Raw genomic sequence first — 18,420 nt, forward strand, 5'->3', positions numbered from 1 at the left:
GGTCGATTCGGTGCGCGTCGTGCCGAGGGGCGCGGGTCAGTTCTGCGGACGGCCGGTGGTGTCCATCCACTTGGTGGTGCCGGGCGGGGCAGCCAGCGTGCTGATCAGATCGATGCCCGCGATGATCAGCGCCGGTCCGCCGACGACGATCGTGCCGATGATGCCGCCGATGCCCGCACCGGCGAGCACGGTGCCGATACCGATGGGTCCGCCGATCAGGCCGGTCAGTCCGACGAGCGCGCCGATCACCGTGCCGATGAACCCGCCGACCGCGGTGGCGATGGTGAACTGCGCCAGGAACGCGTCCATCGCGCGCTGGTTCTCGAACGGCGAGGCGACCGGTGTGGCCGCCGGGCGGGCCTGTGCCGCGTCCTTCACGACGGTCAACTCCAGTACCCGGCCCTCCTCGCGAACGGCGTGCGGCATGGGGAATTCGAGCCCGTCCTGCCGGAAGGCCAGCGGCAGTGTGACCGCGACGTTTCCGGCCGCGTCCTTGATGTCGACGGCGTCGCCGCGCACGTCGAACGTGCCGGCGGTGAGCGTCGTGACGATCTTGTTCCCGATCAGCCTGGCTTCGTAGCCGATGTCCGGGACCGGCGCGGCGGCGGGTTCCGCGTGCGTGACACCGGCCCCTACCGTCAGCGCGGCGACGAGCGGCACGACAGCGGCGGTGACTTTCCGGAGAATCATTTCTCGGTTCCAATCTTCATCAGGTTTCAAGCAATAGAGAACGCGGCACACGCCGAAATTCCTTCCCCCGTCGGCATGTACATCCGTAATGTGATCCAGAAGACAGCTACCTCTGAGTGGTAACTGTACTGTGGCTGAGAAGGTTTAGTGCCCGAATTAAAGGGGTAATCTTCAGATTTTCCTGTCCTTACTGAGGTTATAGCGGTTGGCTATTCAATGTGGGTGTAGCCACGGTGGGGGATGGCCAAAACCGCTTGGGCGGTAGGGAATCGGCGCCTGCTGGTCTGTTCCGCGGATCGGGAGGCGATCATCATCCCGCAAACATTCGGCGAATTGCGCTGGCGGGATTCGTCGGGGACCTGTACAGGTGGCAACCGACCGGCATCCGGTTTTTGGCCCGGCAGAGCGCGATTCGCTGCACGGGCGCTCGATACGAACCCAACGCCCTCGTTCGCGGCCCGAGTTCAGAGCAGCAGGTGCAGCGCGACCGAACCGAGACAGACGCCGACGACCAAGGCGAGCGCGAGCGCGTCGCGGCGGCCCGGAGCGCTGGGGTGGGCGGTGAGTTGCCCCGTGCCGCCGCGCGCGGTGATCGCCTCGCCCAGTTCACCGGCGCGGCGGGTGGATACCGCCATGGCCGCGGTGAGGATGTCGATGAGCGGGTTGTCGGCCGCGCGGGCGAGCATGCCGTCTTTGGGGCGGAGCCGGCGAGCGGCCCGCAGCACCCGGATCTCCTCCATGAGCAGTGGCAGACCTCGCAGAGTGAGCGCGACGACAACGGCCCATTCGTCCACCGGGAGCCGGAGCCTGCGTAGCGGCGCGCCCAACTTGGCGAGGGCGGGCGCGATATCGCCCATGGGGGTGGTCCACGCGATGAGGAACGAGGCGGCCACCAGGATCAGGGTGAACGTGGCGATCTGCGCGTAGCGCAGCACCGCCGCGCCGCCCACCGGCACGGTGATCAGGCCGCCGACGAGGAACAGCGCCCAGAACCACCAGGGCAGGCGCGGCAGCGTGCCGAGCGGCAACCGGGCGGCGACGCCGACGACCACGAGGAACGCCGTCATGATTCCGAGCACCGGCCAGGACGGCATGAACATCAGCACCAGGCTGATCAGGAACACCCCGATCATCTTGGTGCCCGCCCACAGCCGGTGCACCGGGCTGTCGACCGGCACCTGACGCAGCAGAACGGTGCTCATCCTCGACCTCCGTGCTCGAATCGCCAGGCGGTCGCACCCGGCCGCAGCGCCCCGGAGCCGGAGTCGGCCTGCGCGCCCGCCTTGCCCGGCAGCGGCGTGGCGTCCCACGCGGATTCCGCGCCCAGGATGCGTCCCGAGCGCAGATGCACCGTCCGATCGCACACCGCCGCCATGTCGGCCACGTCGTGCGAGATGACGATCAGCGTCAATCCGGAATCCCGCAGCCGCGCCAGCAGCTCCACGACGTCGGCCCGGCCCTCCGGGTCGAGACCGGCCAGGGGCTCGTCGAGGACGACCACCTGGGGATGACTGGCCACGATGGCGGCGAGCACCACCCGTTTGGCCTGGCCGCCGCTGAGTTCCTCGATCGAGCGCGCGGCCAGCGACCGGTCCAGTCCGACGGCGTCCAGTGCACGGCCGACCGCACCGGAGCCCGTGGCCCGCCCGCCCCAGTCCGCGATCTCCGCGCCGACGGTCTGCTTCTGCAATTGCAGGCGGGAATGCTGGAACGCGAGCTCGACCCGGCCGATCTGCTTGCTGATCGGCTTGCCGCGCAGGTCGCAGCGTCCGGAACTCGGTTCGATCAGACCCGCCATGATCCAGGCCAGGGTGGATTTGCCCGAGCCGTTCCCGCCCACGATGAGCAGCGCCTCGCCCTGCCGGACGGACAGGTCGACGCCGTGCAGGGCGGGCGCTTCCCACGGCGTCGCGCGGTTGTAGGTGTGGCGGACGTCGCGCAGTTCCAGGATCGGCTCGCCCATCGGCCTGCGTCGCTCGTCGCGCACCGGGCGCGGCCACGCGGGCAGGTGTCCGACCGAACGGCCCGCGGCCAGGTGCACCACTCGGTCGGCGGCCGCGGCATCGGCTTCGTGATGGGTGACCAGCACCACGGCCATCGGGTGCCGTTTCGGCAGCGCGGCCAGCAGTTCCACCAGTTCCCGGCGGCCGTCCGGATCGATCATCGAGGTCGCCTCGTCGGCGATCAGCAGGGCGGGCCGCCGGGCCAGCGCCGCCGCGACCGCGAGCCGCTGCTGCTGTCCACCGGAGAGTGTGGCGGTCTCCTTGCCGCCCATCCCGGCGAGCCCGACCTCGCCGAGCAGTCCCTCGACGTCCACCTCGGCGGCGAGCTGCGCGGACAAGCCCCATACGACGTCGTCGGCGACGAGCACGCCGAGGGTCTGGCTCTCGGGGCGCTGCAGGACCAGCGCCGTCCCGCCGAGCCGCCCGAGTCCGGCCGATCCGGGCCGCCACACCGATCCCGAGGTGGGCGGCAGCCCCGCCAGCAACCGGGTCAGCGTCGACTTGCCCGATCCGTTGTGTCCGACCACGGCCACGAATTCGCCGACCGCCACGGTCAGGTCGACGCCGCTGAGCGCCTCGCGCGCCGCGCCGGGGTAGCGGAACCCGGCGTCGCGCAGCGTGACCGGAAGCGGCGCGATCGGCCGGTCGTCCACCGGCGCGTCGAGCCGGTCGGAGCCGGGCAACCACTCCAGCCGGTCCAGTACCGAGCCGAGGACGTACCAGGAGAACACCCCGGTGGCCACCATGCCGAGCGTGACGCCGCCGCCGATCCACACCCACCACCAGCGCAGCACCGAGTCGGCCAGTTCCGCCACGAGCCGCCCGAGCGCGGCCAGTTGCACCTGACCGGCGAGATCCTGCAGACCGCGCGAGACGTTGCGGATGTTGTCGAAGACCAGATTGCGCGTACTCGACAGCGCCAGCAGCGACCCGACGGCGAGCGCGGCCCAGGCCAGCCCGGCCAGCAGCGAGAGCCCGAACACGGCCACGACGCCGCCGCCGCGCCGTTTCACGCTTCCGATGATCCCGCCCATGGTGGCCGCGGCGAGCAATGCCGTCGCCGCCGCCATGCCGGCTGCCACGAAGGTGACCAGTGTGGCCGCGATGGTCGCGGTCACCACCGCCCGCGGCCGGAAGCGATGGGCGACCAGCCCGATCGGGACCGCGGCGACGAGGTTCAGCGCGGCGGCGAACGGGACCACCGATCCGATGGTCACCAGCCCGACGGTCGCTCCGCCCAGCACGGCGCCGGTGGCCAGCTCGATCGGACGCAGCGGCCCGCGCTGACCCGATTCGCCCGGACGGTCCAGTTCATGCACAGCACAAGTCTGCCAGCCCGGCGGGCGATGCCGGGGCGAGCTGGATCGTCGCCCGTCAGGAGACCGGGGTGAGCGTGTAGTGCCGGGGATCGAGGCGACGGGTGCGGCGCCGGTAGCTGGTTTGCGATCCGGGCCAGTTGTTGGTGATGCGGCCCGCGGCGTTGCGGTACCAGCTCGAGCAGAAGTTCCACGGGGTGCGGGCCAAGCGCTGCTGGAGTGCGGTGTTGTAGTCCTGCTCCAGGTCCGCGCGGACCTCGACGCAGTGGCCGGGGTGGTCGGCGAGCAGCCGCACGGCCTGGCGGATGTAGCGCGCCTGCGACTCGATCATGTAGATAATCGAGCCGACGCCGAGATTGGTGTTCGGTCCGTAGATCAGGAAGAGGTTCGGGAAGTCCGGCACCGTGATGCCGTAGTAGGCGTGCGCGCCGTCGGCCCAGGCGTCGGCCAGCTTGCGGCCCCCTCGGCCGTAGACGTCCATCGGATACAGGAACTCCGTGCCCTTGAAGCCGGTGCCGTAGATGATCACGTCCGCCTCGTGCACCGCTCCGTCGGCGGTGCCGATGCCCCGCGGGGTGATCTCGCTGATGGCGGTGGTCTCCACCCGCACGTTCGGTTGGGTGAGCGCGGGGTAGTAGTCGTTGGAGAACAGCGCGCGCTTGCAGCCGATCGGATAGTCCGGGGTGAGCTTGGCCCGCAGCTGCGGGTCCTCGACCTGTTCGGCCAGGTGCCGGGCGGCGATGCGGGCCACCCACCGCGCGATCACGGGAAATTCCACCAGCCCGAGCGAGACGAACTCGGCGATCGACCACCACCCGAACCGTTCGGCCAGCAGCACGCCCGGCACCCGCGCGAACAGGTTGTGCTGGATCGGCGTGTAATCGGTGTCGAACTTCGGGATCACCCAGGCGGGCGTGCGCTGGAACAGCGTGAGTTCGGCGACCACGGGCTGGATCTGCGGGATGAACTGGATGGCGCTGGCCCCGGTGCCGACGCAGGCGACGCGTTTGCCGCCGAGGTCGACGCCGTGGTCCCACTCGGCCGAATGGAACGACGGGCCCGCGAAGGTCTCGATGCCCGGAATGGCGGGCAGGGACGGGCGCGACAGCTGCCCCACCGCCGAGATCAGCACGTCCGCGATCCAGCTGCCGCCGTCGGCGGTGCGGACGGTCCACCGGCCGGTGGCGTCGTCGAATTCCGCGTCGGTGACGCCGGCGCCGAAACGGATCGCCGACAACACGTCGTGCCGTTCGGCGACGCCGCGCAGGTATCGGTGGATGGCAGCCTGGCCCGAGTACCGCTGCGGCCAGTCGGGCTTGGGTTCGAAGGAGAACGAGTACAGCGGGGACGGGACGTCGCAGGCGGCGCCGGGGTAGGTGTTCTCCCGCCACACCCCGCCGATGTCGGCGGCGCGCTCCAGGATGGTGATGTCGTGGAAGCCGTTGCGGCGCAATTCGATCGCCATGCCGATGCCGCCGAAGCCCGCGCCGATGATGAGGATCGACGGCCCATTGCGCACTGTCATGTGACACTCCTCACTGCGACCGTAACTCTCTACACTGTAGGAGCCGGTGTGCCGAAGTATCGAGAAATTCGGCCATAATGTCCGCGTGGAGCGGGTGCAGGATCCGGAAATCCGCGATTGGAACTTTCCGCGCGGGGTGGCCAGCGTGGCGCTGATGGTCGGCTACGCGGCGGAGCGCGGCGTGCCCGCCGCGCCGATGCTGCAAGGGACCGGTCTCAGCGAGCAGCAATTGCGAGATCCGGACGCGCAGATCGACGCGCATACCGAACTGGCGGTCGTCCGCAATCTCGTCCGCGAGCTCGCCGACCGGCCCGCGCTGGGCGTGGAGGTCGGCCGTCGCTACCGGATCACCACCTTCGGCATCTTCGGCTTCGCCTGCGTCAGCAGCCCGACACTCGGGGAGGCGATCAGCTTCGCGTTGCGCTACCTGGATCTCAGCTTCACGTTCTGCCTGCCGGTCGCCGAATGGGGCGACGGGGAGTTCGTCGCGGTGGTGCACGACGAGTCGGTGCCCGCCGACGTGCGCCAATTCCTCGTCGAACGCGACGTCACGGCCATGCACCAGGTGATGAGCGACCTGCTCGGTACGCGTTTGCCGCTGACCAGGGCAGAATTCCGTTTCCCCGCACCCGCCTACGCGGACCGGATCACGGAGGTCACGGTGGTGCCGCCGCGTTTCGGCATGCCGCGCAACCTGTTCGCGATCGAACCGATGCTGCTGGAGCAACCACTGCCGCAGGCCAACGAGCACACCTGGGCGATGTGCCTGGCGCAGTGCCGGGACCTGGTGCACCGCCGCAGGGCTCGCACCGGCATCGCGTCCGAGGTGCGCGAGCGCCTGGTGCCGCGCGGCGGCGCGGACGGGTTCGCCGCGCCACCCGGCATCGACGCCGTGGCGAACGATCTCAATATGAGCACGCGCACGCTGCGGCGCCACCTCGATGCGGCGGGCACCAGCTATCGCGCGCTGCTGGACGAAGTACGGCGGGCATTGGCGGAGGAAATGCTCACCGCCACACCGCTATCGGTGAGCGACGTGGCGATCCGGCTCGGCTATGCCGAAGCCTCGACATTCATCTTCGCGTTCAAACGGTGGACCGGTAACACCCCGGCGGCCTACCGCCGCGAACGCGTCGTCCGGCGTTAGGCCCCCTCGCCTCGGCCGCTCCTGCTGCCGGTGTAGGCCAGTTCGCGAATCTTGCCGATGGCTTTGGGGAACAGTTCCACTTCGGGCGGATGGTTGAGCATCGGATCGAAGTAGTCCGTGCGATGCTCGGCGGATTCGGCGGGCCGCAGCGTGAGTTCGGCGACCCGCCAGGCGGGGCCGCCGAGGCGGCTGGCGGTGAGGGTGAAGCTCACCAGATCCTCTTGCAGGTGGGCTTGCATCGACTCGAGCGACGCCGACTCGGGCTGCACGCCGTCGGGCTCGGCGAAGAACCAGGTGGGTGCGGAGTTGTCGATCCGGTAGGGCATCAGGCATCCGTAGCGTGCGCTGGCCCAGCCGCGCGCCGGTGTGATCACCAGCCTGCCCAGCGCTCCCTGGCCCGTGGTGGCCAGTGCGAAATCCCATGGCTGGTCGTCATGGCCGAGCACCCGGAACGCCAAGCCGAGCACATCCGGCAGACCGTCCGGCAGGCCGACGCCCTTGGACAACCGCGCGATGACCGCACGGTCGCCAGGGCCGAAGAGGGGCTCGAATTCGGGCTCCGCGTGCAGTCGACCGGCCAGGTGCAACCCCGTCGGATGGAACACCCGCGCATGCCGGATCCGTGCTCCGGCCGCGAACGCGTTCTTCACCACTGCGGCTGGTAGATCGACCATGGCGAATCCTCCCGGGTAGGCGTCGTGTGCCTCCCGATTGCCCCGGCTCGGGCCGGGTAAACCGCCGTCAGACCGGTTGCACGCCGATCCGGCCGCCCAGCGCGACGGTGCGGAAGTGGGTGGTGAGCCGGTGGTCGTCGCCGATGACGTGCAGCGCGACCGCCGGGTCCGGCGCGTAGTCCATCACGTGGTCGGGCAGGTCCAGTTCCCACTCGCCGCTGAGCACCGACGCGGTGCTCGGGGCCACCAGCAGCGGGCGTCCCCCGAACGTGGTGGTCGCGGCCGAATGCGCGTGCCCGGTGAGAACGGCGACGATCCGGTCGTCCCCGGCCACCAGTTCGGCCAGTCGCTGCGGCTCGGCGAGGGCGATATCGTCGACGATCGGGCTGAACAGGTGCGCGGGCGGGTGGTGCAGCGCGAGCAGGATGGGCTTGCCCGCCGGCGCCGCGTCGAGCACCTCGTCCAGCCACCGATAGGTCTCGTCGGCCAGTCGCCCACCCGCCTCCCCGGGAACGCTCGAATCCAGCAGCGCGACCGTGAGATCGCCGATGCGATGCGAGCGGTTGATCGGGGCGTCGGAGGCGGGCTCGCCGAGCAGGCTCGCGCGGAAGCCCGCGCGGTCGTCGTGGTTGCCGGGGATGGCGTACACCGGGATCTCGGCGTCGAACGCGAGCTTGGCCTCCGCGTACTGCTCGGGTTTGCCGGACTCGGTGATGTCGCCGGTCACGAGGATGGCGTCCGGTCTGCGGCGTAGGCCGGCGATGAACGCCATGACCTGGTGCACACGTTCGGCATTGCGGGTGCCGAGATCGAAATGTGTGTCGCTGACCTGAGCCACCAGGATCATCGGCATTCGCTTTCGCTAGGGGTTCGCTGCACTGCGCCAGAGTGTGCGCGCGTCGCGGTCGCCGCACGTCATCAGGCTAGTTGACCTGCGTATTACGCGTCGCCATGACGCTCGCCACCGCGCCGGGGCTCCTCGGCGGATCATGGCCGACATCACATTGGGTCAGGATGTGGGGGATTCGGAGACCGCGTCGGAGAGGGTGCGCAGGGCGCGCAGGAACGTGCGGCGATCCGGCGCGGGCAGCCGCTCGAGCAGTCGGTCCTCGCCCGCCTGGATCTCGCGCTGGGCGCGATCGCGCAGGCTGCGGCCCGCGTCGGTGAGTGACACCAGGTTGACCCGCCGGTCCGTCGGATCGGGTTCGCGCGTGATCAGGCCGCGGCGCTGCAGCTCGTCGAGTACGCCGATGATGCGGGTCTTGTCCGCGCCGATCGCCTTGGCCAGCGCCGCCTGGGTGTGGACGGGCTCGGCGCCGAGTCCGAGAAGGACGGAATAGCCCCACATCGATAGCTCATGGCGCTCCAGGATGGGTTGTTCGGCGGCCATGAGCGCCCGGATGAGCGGCGCGATCATCGCGGCGAGATCGGGACGGGCGTTCGGCATGGACCGACGATACTGCTTGGCAATTTATAAGCTGATGCATATGATGTGCGTATGCTTACTGATTCGGTAGAAGAATTGCGTGCCCGGCATGCCCGGTCCGTTCGTTTGAGTGTGGACGCCGTCGATCGCGTGCGCCCCGACCAACTGGACTCCGAGACCCCCTGTGCTGGTTGGCGTCTGCGTGAGCTGCTGGAACACATGATCGCCCAGAACCACGGCTTCGCCGACGCCGCGCGGGGCGGCGACGATCCCGGTGTCTGGGCCGTTCGCCCGTCCGCCGACCCGGTCGCCGACTATCGCGCGTCGGCCGACGACGTGCTGGCCGCGTTCGCCGCCGAGGACGTCTTCGAGCGCACGCTGGTGCTCGCGGAAATCCTGCCGGACCGGGGCATCCCCGCCGCCCAGGTGATCGGTTTCCATCTGGTGGACAGCGTCGTCCATGCCTGGGACGTCGCGCGATCGATCGGTGAGACCGTCACGCCCGATGCCGCCCTGGCCGATGAAGCGCTGACCATCGCCCTGACCGTTCCCGACGGCCCGGAACGTTCCGCCCCTGGCGCGGCCTTCGGTCCAGCGCTGACCGGGCCGGAACATACCTCCACCCTCGACCGGATCCTGCTGGCCCTCGGCCGCTCGCCGAACTGGCCGAGCTGACGTGCTGGAGCGGCTCCCTCGCACATGCTCCGCGCGCCTGGGCAATTCCCCTGAGGATGATTGTGGATGAATCGCGACCAGGTGCCTTCCGCGCGAGAGCGCGACGAATGGCCGGTGCCGGACTCGGCGCCGTGGGAGTCGCCGCACGGCGTCCGGGGGTCGAAGCCGGTGCGGGTGCTGACCGGGCTGTGCGGAACGAAGCGGGTCCGCCTACCGGATCGTGCGCAGGAGGTCGGCTGCGTGGTCGAGGGACGGCGGGGTCGCGGATTCACCCAGCGGAGCCCAGAAATCGGTGTCGGGCTCGGCGGTCAGCGACAGTTCCGGCGGGGTGCGCCAAGAGGCGGTGAGGCCGAGGCGCCACGAGTGCAGGTAGGTCCGTTGGTGGGCGCCGGAGCGATCGAACAGGGGGTCGCCCACGATCGGATGCCCGGTCCAGGCCAGGTGGACGCGGATCTGGTGGCGGCGGCCGGTGACCGGGCGCAGCGCGAGCACGGTGTGCGCCGGGCCGCGCAGCACCGTCACGAACTGGGTGAGCGACGGGTAGTTCTTCGCGGGCAGCAGGTCGGCGTCGTCGACGAACCAGCGCCCCGCCGCATGCCGGATGCTCTCGCGCGGCGCCGCGATCCGCACCCGGTTCTTGCGCCCCACGCTGAGCGGCAGATCGAACACGCCGGTGTCGGGCAGGCCGGTGGCCGCGACGACGGCCAGGTACGCCTTCTCGGCGGTCTGCTTGTTGAACTGCCTGGTCAGCTCGCCGTGCGCCCGGAGTTCCTTCGCGAACAGGATCAGGCCCGAGGTCACCTTGTCGATCCGGTGCACCGGATACAGCGTCTCACCGGCCGCGGCCGCCGATTCGACCAAGTCGGTGTCGTGCCGCTCGCCGGTGACGGCGATGCCGGCCGGTTTGTGCAGGGCCAGGATCGCCGCGTCCTCCTCGACCAGGGAACGCGCGCGTAGCTGTGACCAGTCCGTGTCCACCGGACGAGCCTAGGGCGGGCGTCGCGGGCGGGCGGCAGGCGGTCGCGGCTACTTGCCGTTCTTGCCGTTGCGGCGCAGCAGATGCGGACGCAGGCGGTTGAAGCCGCGCACCCGGACGCTGCGCAGGTGCTTGATGGTGAATGCCGGGTCGCCCTCCAGCGCGGTGGCGGCGTGGTCGTCGATCAGGACGGTGCCCGGCCGCGCGACGCCGGTGAGCCGCGAGGCGATGTTCACCACCGAGCCGTACAGGTCGCCGAAGCGTTGCAGTACCGGGCCGTAGGCGACGGCGACCCGCAGATCGGGGGTGCCGCCGACCATCATCGTGGACTCCTGGACGGCGAGGGCTATCCGGGCGGCCTCGGTGGCGGTTTCGGTGGCGAACATGACTTCGTCGCCGACGTTCTTGATCACCCATCCGCCGTTCTCGGTGATGGCGGCCGTCGTGGTGGATTCGAACGCCTCCAGCAGTATGGACAGCTCGTCCGGATGCAGGTGCCTGGTCAGCCGGGTGTAGCCGACCATGTCGGCGAACCCGACGGCCAGTTCGCGCACCGACTCACCCGCGCTCGTCCCCGGGTCCATCGAGCGCGACAGCGCCGCGGCGAGATGCCGCCGCCACGCGTAGGCGTTCAGCTGTTCCAGCGTGGCGATGGCGCCCTCGGTGGCGGCGCGCACCGTCTCCTCCGGGTCGGCCTCGGGATTCGCGCGGGCGATGCGTTCCTCGATCTCCGCCAGTACCAGGTCGACCTGCCATTCCGCCAGGCGCGCCATGCCCTGGCCGAGCGTGCGCGCGGTCGCCGACTGCTGCCGCACGTCCGCCGAGGACAACACGGTGAGCTGCTCGAAGTTGCGCACCGCCGCGACATCGGCGTCGGCGTAGTCGACCGCTTCGTCACCGATGCTGGACGGGAAGCCGAGCGCCGTCCACAGGCGCTTGGTGAGCGCCGTCGTCGTCCCCGACTGCTCGGCGACCTCGGTGCGGTTGTACCGGCGAGCTCCGTCGAGCAGATAGGACTCGACGACCGACTGCACCAGCTCGGACCTCTCGGTGGGCGCCATGTCCATGATCGGTACCTTACGGGCCGCATCCGACGACGCGGCCTGCATTGGGGCAGTTCACAAACCGCCGGCCAGGCGACGTCGGCTTCGCTCGCGCGCCGAGGGCGTCATCGATCCCCTTCAGCGCTGCGCGGCGGTGGCCGGGGTGCGGCCCCGGAAGGTCCGCCGCAGATCCTCGACCCATTGGGCCGGTATCTCCCAGGGGATGAAGTGGCCGCCGTGCTCGTGGGCGGTGAGGTTGACGTGGTTGTACCAAGCGCCGCGATCGCTGTCGACGAAGTGCCGCACACGGCGATCGGTGGTGACGCCGGGCGGATTCTCGTGGCCGACGAAGGTGATGCCGGTGGGCGCCTCGATGGGTGGCTGCCGGTCGTGCGACGGGGTCCAGGGGTAGCGATTGTTGTTGGCGTAGGTGCGGATGGACGTGCCGATGGAATTGGTGACCCAGAAGATCATCGCGTGGGTGAGCAGGTCGTCCTTGCTGAAAACGGACTCGATATCGCCGCCGTTGTCGCTCCAGGTCACCCAGCGCTGCAGTATCCAAGCGAGCATTCCGGCGGGGGAGTCGGACAAACCGTAGGCGAGGGTGCTCGGTTCGAGTACGTGCGCGGCCAGGTGCACGGCGAAACGTCGTTCCAGCTCGATCGTCCGGGCGCGCACGCCGTCGGGTAGGCCGTCGGGCAGGGGCCTGCCACCGCTGATGTCCCAAGCTCGGTCGCCGTCGAACAAGGTGAGCTTCTGACCGGAGCCGATATGGATGCCGTACAGCTCGTCGGCGTACTTGTGCCCGAGCTGACCCGTGACGAGCGCACCCACATCGCAACCCGCGGCGGCGTACTTCGGATGGCCGAGCGTCTCGGTCATCAGGACGTGCCAGAGGTCGGCGACCTTCCAGAAGTTCATGTCCGGGTGGCCCGGCAGCGGTGCGGAGAAGCCGAACCCAGGGAACGACGGAACGATCACCTCGAACGCGTCGGCAGGGTCGCCGCCGAAAGCCGCTGGGTCGGCCAGCGGGTCGACCACCTTCGCCCAGTGCCAGAAGGTCCACGGCCAGCCGTGGGTGAGGATCAACGGCGTCGGGTTCGGCCCGGCACCGGGCCTGCGCAGGAAATGCACCCGCACACCCTCGATCTGGACGAAATAGTGCTCGTAGGCGTTGATCGCGGCCTCTGCCGCACGCCAGTCGTAGCCGGTGCGCCAGTACTCGACCAGCTCGCGCAGATATTCTCGCGACACACCGTAGGACCAGTCCTCGTTGCCCGCGTCGACCGGCCAGCGGGTCAGTTCGAGCCGTGCCCGCAGATCGGCCAGCACCTCGTCGGAAACCTGGATGCGCTCGGGCGCAAGCGGAAACGGCCGTGTCTCGACCCGGCGGGAAAGAGGCTCGTGACTCATGCGGCCAGTATGCTCCGGGCGCTTTCCCGGCCAGGGGCGCGTGCGAGACGCCCTGGGCCGATCGCATCGGCGACCGCTGGAGGCACGCGGCGTTCCCGAATCCGACCACGGAGGTCATCGCGCCCCACGGCGTGCTCCGATAGCGTCGGGACGACGAACGGGTCTCTGATCGGAGGGCACTGTGGGTAAGGCCGGGCGGGTTGCGCGGTTCGAGATCACGGAGGGTACGTGGGCGCATGGCCTGCCGTATTTCGCCATCGGTTCCGGCCGGCCGCTGGTGTTCCTCCGGTGGTTCAGCCCCGACCACGCGAATCCCCGCGGGTGGATGCGCGATTCCGAGATCAAGACACTGGCGCCGCTCGCCCGGAACTTCCGCGTCTACGCGGTGAGCCGCGCGCCGGGCATGGCGGAGGGCATCACGATGGGCGAGATCGCCGCCGAGCACGCGGATGCGCTGCGCGGCGAGTTCGGGGCACCGGTCGACGTGCTCGGCGTCTCCTCCGGCGGCTCGGTGGCGCTGCAACTGGCCGCCGATCATCCCGAGGTGGTGCGCCGCCTTGTCGTAGCGTCGTCCGGCTACCGGTTGGACCCGGCCGCCAAGGAAGGCCAGATGCGCTACGCCGAGGCCGCGCTGCACGGCCGCCGGGCGATGCACCACTTGGCGCCCATCTCCGTGTCCTCGCCCGTCGCCGCGCGTTTCGCGGCCGCCGCCATGTGGTTGCTCGACCCGCTGACCCGGCCGGCCGACCCGGCCGACACGCACGCCTTCCTCCGCGCCGAGGACGGATTCGACCTCGGCGAGCGCTTGGGCGAGATCCAGGCGCCCACCCTCGTCGTCGGCGGCGAACGGGATGCCGCCTACAGCCTCGCCAATTTCCGTCGTACCGCCGACGGAATTCCCGATTCGCGCCTCGTCATCTACTCCGGCGCGGGCCACATGGGCGCCATCAAACACCCCCGCTTCGCCACCGACGTCACCGAATTCCTCACGAGCGCATGACTCTTCGCATACCGCATCTTCGATGCCTCCTGCCTCGCGGTCACCCCGCTGGGCGACCGAGTGCTGTGTGATCGGGCAGCGGGTCATAGGACGCCTCTTCGCGCTCGGGAGTGGTGGACATGCGAAATCAAGGTGCGGGAGTAGGTGTCCAGTAGCCGGAGCGGTGGTCGCCGGTGGCGGTGTGGAACGCCGTGTGCAGCCGCTCGGCCAGACGGGCGGGAGCGGACAGGTCCTCCCAGGTCCAGCGGGCGACCGCCCAGCCGAGGGCGCGCAGCTGGTCTTCGCGCGGCTGCGCCGCGGTGACCGCCAGTGCGGAAGGCCGGTGGCCGCGCGCCGCCGTTCGGTACTCGCCCGGTCCGTCGAACTCGCCGATCACCCCGAGGTCGGGGAACAGGAAATCGACGCGGCCGACGCATATCGCGCTATCGGTGAAGACACGTGCCTGCACTTCTGGTGTGGGGAAACCATACTGCCGCAACAATATTCGGCTGCGGGATATGCCGACGCTCGCACTGCGCCCGTCGAGGAAGTCGAGTACGCGGGCGGCCCGGCGGCATCCCGGCCGGTGCCTGGCCCTGCGGAGATGTTCGCGTAATTCCGCCGTGGTGGTCAGGCCCTGGCGCAAAGCGGAATCCCCGAGCACGACGGACTGTTCGAAGCCCGCCGATCGGGCGATGTCGAGGACGGTTCGCGCCGGAGTGGTCACCCGGATGTCGTCGACCAGGGTTATCTCGTCCGGCTCCACTTGGGCCGAATGGACCACGACTCGCCTGCTGGACCGGCCGCCGTTGATCCGGTTCCTGGTGAGATGCACGCGATCGAGCGGAATGCCCCAGGTCGCCATTCCGTGCAGCACCGCCGCCGAGCAGTGGCTCGTGACGGCGGACGCGGACGTGGACTCCGCCGTCGCCAGCGTCAGCAGCAGATGCCGGCCGGTGGCTCCGAGACCGGATGCGGGCGAGTTCAGGTAGTGCCCGGCCCGCAGCCGCTGCCACTGCCCGGTCCGGCACAATCGGTGCAGCGCCTTGTCGGACAGACCGGAGGCCAGCGCCTGTCGGCGCGAGATCAGTTGCGGTGCTTCCATACCGACGATCGTGATCGAGCCGTGGCCCCGGCGCACCCGCCGAACGGGTGCATGTGGACAACACGCGGGCTGTGGAAAACTCCGGTGCGCGATCAGCCCATCTGGGTCATGCCCGCCGCGACCACTCGAGCCACGTTCAGCACTTCGTCGGCGGTGGGCAGCGGCACGCCGTCGAGCGCGTGCAGCCGGTCGGTGCTGGCGATGGCGAACATCGCCGAGACCCAGGCCGCGGCGCAGGCCCGCAGGGTGCCGGGGCGAACCGGGGCCGGTGCGCTCGCTTGCAGCACCCTGGCGGTGACGTCCAGCAATTGGTCGCGCAGGCGGCGTAGCTGCCGTCGCACGTCGGGATGGGTGTCGGCCTCGCGCCACAGGATCACCCGCAGCACCGACGAGTGGTGGTCGCGCAGGTTCAGCGCGGCGTCGAGGTTGACCAGGCTGGCCGCCGGGTCTCCCGGCGTCACCACCGTGCCGATGTCATCGATCGGCTGCGCGGGCACCCGCTCGGACATCAAGGCGGACAGGATCGAATCCTTGGTCGGGAAGTAGTAGAAGACGAGTCCTTTCGGGACGCCGGCCGCGGCGGCGACGGCCGCCGTCGCGGTGGCGTCGAATCCTTGCGCCGCGAAGAGTCGCTCCGCGGCGTCGAGGATGAGCTGCCGGGCGTCGCCGTCGGCTTTCGCGCTGCGGCGACGCCCGGCGCGCCGGGCCTTGGGCATCTGCATCAGTGATGCGGAGCCATGCCGTGCAGACGTCCCGACACCGTCGGCAGCGCCGCTACCGCGACCACCGCCGTCACTACCCCGACCACCCATGCGGTCCAGGATGCGCTGCGGTACTCGGTGAAGTCCATGACCCAGGGGGAGATGAACAGCAGTGCGCCGCACAGGCCCATCACGTAGTCCGCCGCCGCCATCTCGGGGCGGGCCATCTGTGCGAGACCGGTGAGGGCGATGAGCACGCCGAGCACGATCAGCGACCACATGGCGTTGTCGTTGGTGTCCACCCAGAGGGGGGACAGTGCGGCGAAGGCTCCGAGCACGACAGCCAGGAAATCTTGCGCGCGGCTCTCGGTGAACATGTGTGCCTCCTCGGGCTGTGGATATGTCCTGTCCTCGGTATAACTCTGATTGACCGCCCGATCAATACCGGAACGGAAACGATTGCGCGGCAGTCCCTCGACCGGCCTGACGTGACGGTCCTCACAGAGTCCCGAACCAAGCGGAGGTTAGGGTGGGCTTCGTCGCACCGCCGGTTCCGTGGAACCGGCGGCCGGGTTCCAAAGAAGGGATGGCCGCATGACCGCGCCGATCGTGATCGTCGGAGCCGGCCTCGCCGGCCTGCGCACCGCGGAGGAACTTCGCCGCGCGGGATACGCCGGTGCGCTCGTGCTGGTGGGTGACGAGTCGCGGTTGCCGTACGACCGGCCGCCGCTGTCCAAGCAGTTCGTGCGCGGCGAGACCGACGACACCACCCTGCGCCCCAGTGAGTTCTACGACGAAAAGCAGATCGAGCTGCGGTTGAGCACCGAGGCGGTCGGCGTCGACACCGCGGCCCGTCGCGTCCGCCTCGCCGACGGCACGACGCTGGACTACGACCAGCTGATCGTCGCCACCGGCCTGCGCCCGCGCCGCCTGCCCGGCCTGCCCGAACTGCGCGGCGTGCACGTGCTGCGCGGCCATTCCGACGCCGTCGCCCTGCGCGCCGATCTGACCGGCGCCGCCACGGCGCTCGTCGTCGGCGCGGGTTTCATCGGTTGCGAACTCGCCGCGAGCTTCCGGGCGCAGGGGGTGGATGTCGTGCTGGTCGAGCCGCAGGCGACGCCGCTGGCCTCGGTGCTCGGCGCGGAAGTGGGCGAACTGGTCGCGCGGATGCACCGGGCGGAGGGAGTCGATCTGCGCTGTGGCGTCGGGGTGGACACGCTCCTCGGCGACGACGCGGGGCGGGTGCGCGGCGCCCGGCTGTCCGACGGCACCGAGGTCGCCGCCGACCTCGTCGTGATCGGCGTGGGTTCGCGGCCGGTGACCGAATGGCTGAGCGATTCCGGGATCGCGCTGGCCGAACCGTCGGCCGGTGGCGGCGTGCTCGCTGACGAAGTGGGGCGCACCTCCGCCGAAGGCGTGTGGGCCGTGGGCGACGTGGCGGCGTGGCTACACGACACCGGGGCGCGCAAACGCGTCGAACATTGGACCAACGCGGGCGAACAGGCCAAATTGGTCGCCTGCGCGCTGTTGGGCGCCGAACCGCCCACCGTGGCGCGCGTCCCGTACTTCTGGAGCGACCAGTACGACGTCAAGATCCAGGCCCTCGGTACACCCGGCGCGTCCGACGAGGTGCACCTCGCCGCCGACGACGGCCGCAAGTTCCTCGCCTACTACGCCCAGGGCGGCAACCTCACCGGCGTGGTCGGCGCGGGCATGACCGCCCAGGTGATGAAGGCGCGCGCCAAGATCGCGGCGGGCGCTCCGGTGACCGAGCTGCTCGCGCCGAGCTGAACGCCGCGCGCCGCGTTCACGCTCACGTCGCGACGGGTTCGGTCCGGCCGAGGTGTGGCACGGCTGGTTCGGATGCCGAGGTGTCAGGCGTTGTTGCGGAGGGTGCGCCGGGCTCGAGCGGTGTGCGGGGCTGTCGGTGGAGCTGTAATACGGTGGTGCGGTGATCGTCGCGCTCATCGACTCGGGTCTGGGGTTGCTGCCCACCTCCGCTTGGTTACGCAAGTTGCGGCCGGATGTGGATCTGCTGCTGCAACTGGACCCGGAGGGCGCGCCGTGGGGACCGAAGCCGGAGGACTGGGTGGTCGAGCGGGTGGTGGGCGCCGCGCGGAACTCCCTCCGGATGGGGGCCGAGGTGATCGTCCTGCCGTGCAATACGGCCAGCGTCACGGCGCTGGAACACGTGCGCGCGGACGTCGGGCCGGACGTGCCGGTGATCGGCACCGTCCCCGCGATCAAGCCCGCAGCGGCGGTGTGCCGGTCGGTCGCGGTCTGGGCCACCGCGGCTACGACGGCGAGCCGGTATCAGGCCGATCTGATCGCGAAGTTCGGCGGCGACGCCGACGTGGTGGGCGTGGCGTGCCACGGGTTGGCCGACGCCATCGATCGCGGTGATCTGGCGGCCGCCCACGACGCGATCGCCGACGCGGCCGCGCGGACTCCGCCCGGCGTCGAGGGCGTGGTGCTCGGCTGCACGCACTACCCACTGGTGACCGATGCCATCGTGGCCGCGCTGCCGGACGGGGTGCGCCTGTTCGACAGCGCGCAAGCCGTTGCCGCGCAGACCATTCGGCGTATCGACGCGCTCGGCCGCCCGAGCACGGGCACCGGCGGCATCCGGGTGCTCACCAGCGGCCGGCCCGGGGCGCTGCCCGCCAGCGCGGCCGCGTTCGAGTCGGGCCGCGCGCTGGGCGCGCGAGCGTGAACCGCTGTCCGGGGCAGTCTCCGCCGCGCTGACG

18 protein-coding genes are annotated in these 18,420 nt (G+C 70.1%); 5 read left to right on the plus strand and 13 right to left on the minus strand.

Annotated elements, in window-relative coordinates; all coding sequences use genetic code 11:
- Nucleotides 1-36 precede the first annotated feature (36 nt).
- The 4 genes from ON27_RS03870 to ON27_RS03885 form a co-directional block, all read right to left on the minus strand.
- Nucleotides 37-690, minus strand: a complete 654-nt coding sequence (locus tag ON27_RS03870; protein WP_043719378.1) for a DUF8020 domain-containing protein — start codon at nt 688-690, stop codon at nt 37-39.
- A gap of 464 nt (nt 691-1,154) precedes the next feature.
- A complete protein-coding gene (locus ON27_RS03875; protein WP_043719381.1) occupies nt 1,155-1,892 on the minus strand; it encodes an energy-coupling factor transporter transmembrane component T family protein in 738 nt (245 codons plus the stop codon).
- Complete coding sequence (locus ON27_RS03880) at nt 1,889-4,012, minus strand: ABC transporter ATP-binding protein (RefSeq protein ID WP_245559773.1); 2,124 nt, start codon at nt 4,010-4,012, stop codon at nt 1,889-1,891. Before ON27_RS03880 ends, ON27_RS03875 begins: the two co-directional genes overlap by 4 nt.
- Before the next feature lie 55 nt (nt 4,013-4,067).
- Nucleotides 4,068-5,534: a flavin-containing monooxygenase gene (locus tag ON27_RS03885; RefSeq protein WP_043719384.1), complete on the minus strand. Its 1,467-nt coding sequence runs from the start codon at nt 5,532-5,534 to the stop codon at nt 4,068-4,070.
- An 85-nt stretch (nt 5,535-5,619) separates the two neighbouring features.
- Between ON27_RS03885 and ON27_RS03890 the strand changes: the two genes are divergently transcribed.
- Nucleotides 5,620-6,681: an AraC family transcriptional regulator gene (locus tag ON27_RS03890; protein WP_043719386.1), complete on the plus strand. Its 1,062-nt coding sequence runs from the start codon at nt 5,620-5,622 to the stop codon at nt 6,679-6,681.
- On the opposite strand, the gene ON27_RS03895 is transcribed toward ON27_RS03890, so the two are convergent.
- The 3 genes from ON27_RS03895 to ON27_RS03905 form a co-directional block, all read right to left on the minus strand.
- Nucleotides 6,678-7,355, minus strand: a complete 678-nt coding sequence (locus ON27_RS03895) for a hypothetical protein (RefSeq protein WP_043719390.1) — start codon at nt 7,353-7,355, stop codon at nt 6,678-6,680. The two genes, ON27_RS03890 and ON27_RS03895, sit on opposite strands and share 4 nt — an antisense overlap.
- A 67-nt stretch (nt 7,356-7,422) precedes the next feature.
- Entirely contained in the window at nt 7,423-8,208 is a 786-nt protein-coding gene (locus ON27_RS03900) for a metallophosphoesterase (protein WP_228839096.1), read from the minus strand.
- A gap of 156 nt (nt 8,209-8,364) precedes the next feature.
- A complete protein-coding gene (locus ON27_RS03905) occupies nt 8,365-8,802 on the minus strand; it encodes a MarR family winged helix-turn-helix transcriptional regulator (protein WP_043719392.1) in 438 nt (145 codons plus the stop codon).
- Between the two features lie 51 nt (nt 8,803-8,853).
- On the opposite strand from ON27_RS03905, the gene ON27_RS03910 reads away from it, so the two are divergent.
- Nucleotides 8,854-9,456: a TIGR03086 family metal-binding protein gene (locus ON27_RS03910; RefSeq protein WP_043719394.1), complete on the plus strand. Its 603-nt coding sequence runs from the start codon at nt 8,854-8,856 to the stop codon at nt 9,454-9,456.
- Between the two features lie 210 nt (nt 9,457-9,666).
- Here the strand turns inward: ON27_RS03910 and ON27_RS03915 are convergent, their stop codons facing one another.
- The 3 genes from ON27_RS03915 to ON27_RS03925 form a co-directional block, all read right to left on the minus strand.
- Nucleotides 9,667-10,434 (minus strand): RluA family pseudouridine synthase, encoded by a 768-nt coding sequence (locus ON27_RS03915; protein ID WP_043719396.1) that lies wholly within the window; start codon nt 10,432-10,434, stop codon nt 9,667-9,669.
- A 48-nt stretch (nt 10,435-10,482) separates the two neighbouring features.
- On the minus strand, nt 10,483-11,493 hold the full coding sequence (locus ON27_RS03920) for an adenylate/guanylate cyclase domain-containing protein (RefSeq protein WP_043719442.1): 1,011 nt from the start codon (nt 11,491-11,493) through the stop codon (nt 10,483-10,485).
- A gap of 120 nt (nt 11,494-11,613) precedes the next feature.
- Nucleotides 11,614-12,888 carry an epoxide hydrolase family protein gene (locus ON27_RS03925; protein WP_043719400.1) on the minus strand — a complete coding sequence of 425 codons (1,275 nt, stop codon included), beginning with the start codon at nt 12,886-12,888 and terminating at the stop codon, nt 11,614-11,616.
- Nucleotides 12,889-13,069: 181 nt separating this feature from the next.
- Here ON27_RS03925 and ON27_RS03930 point away from each other — a divergent pair, with 181 nt between their 5' ends.
- Nucleotides 13,070-13,888, plus strand: coding sequence for an alpha/beta fold hydrolase (locus ON27_RS03930; RefSeq protein WP_051046191.1), 819 nt, complete (start codon nt 13,070-13,072; stop codon nt 13,886-13,888).
- Nucleotides 13,889-14,015: 127 nt separating this feature from the next.
- Here ON27_RS03930 and ON27_RS03935 read toward each other — a convergent pair whose 3' ends face one another.
- From ON27_RS03935 to ON27_RS03945, 3 genes are all read right to left on the minus strand, one after another.
- Nucleotides 14,016-14,972: a type IV toxin-antitoxin system AbiEi family antitoxin domain-containing protein gene (locus ON27_RS03935; protein ID WP_063711271.1), complete on the minus strand. Its 957-nt coding sequence runs from the start codon at nt 14,970-14,972 to the stop codon at nt 14,016-14,018.
- Between the two features lie 92 nt (nt 14,973-15,064).
- Entirely contained in the window at nt 15,065-15,694 is a 630-nt protein-coding gene (locus tag ON27_RS03940) for a TetR/AcrR family transcriptional regulator (protein ID WP_043719402.1), read from the minus strand.
- On the minus strand, nt 15,694-16,050 hold the full coding sequence (locus ON27_RS03945; protein WP_043719407.1) for an SPW repeat domain-containing protein: 357 nt from the start codon (nt 16,048-16,050) through the stop codon (nt 15,694-15,696). Before ON27_RS03945 ends, ON27_RS03940 begins: the two co-directional genes overlap by 1 nt.
- Before the next feature lie 217 nt (nt 16,051-16,267).
- Between ON27_RS03945 and ON27_RS03950 the strand changes: the two genes are divergently transcribed.
- Nucleotides 16,268-17,464: an NAD(P)/FAD-dependent oxidoreductase gene (locus tag ON27_RS03950; protein WP_043719409.1), complete on the plus strand. Its 1,197-nt coding sequence runs from the start codon at nt 16,268-16,270 to the stop codon at nt 17,462-17,464.
- A 160-nt stretch (nt 17,465-17,624) separates the two neighbouring features.
- On the plus strand, nt 17,625-18,386 hold the full coding sequence (locus ON27_RS03955) for a glutamate racemase (protein WP_043719411.1): 762 nt from the start codon (nt 17,625-17,627) through the stop codon (nt 18,384-18,386).
- Nucleotides 18,387-18,420: the final 34 nt, after the last annotated feature.

The organism is Nocardia asiatica NBRC 100129 (assembly GCF_000308415.1).
Lineage (GTDB): Bacteria > Actinomycetota > Actinomycetes > Mycobacteriales > Mycobacteriaceae > Nocardia > Nocardia asiatica.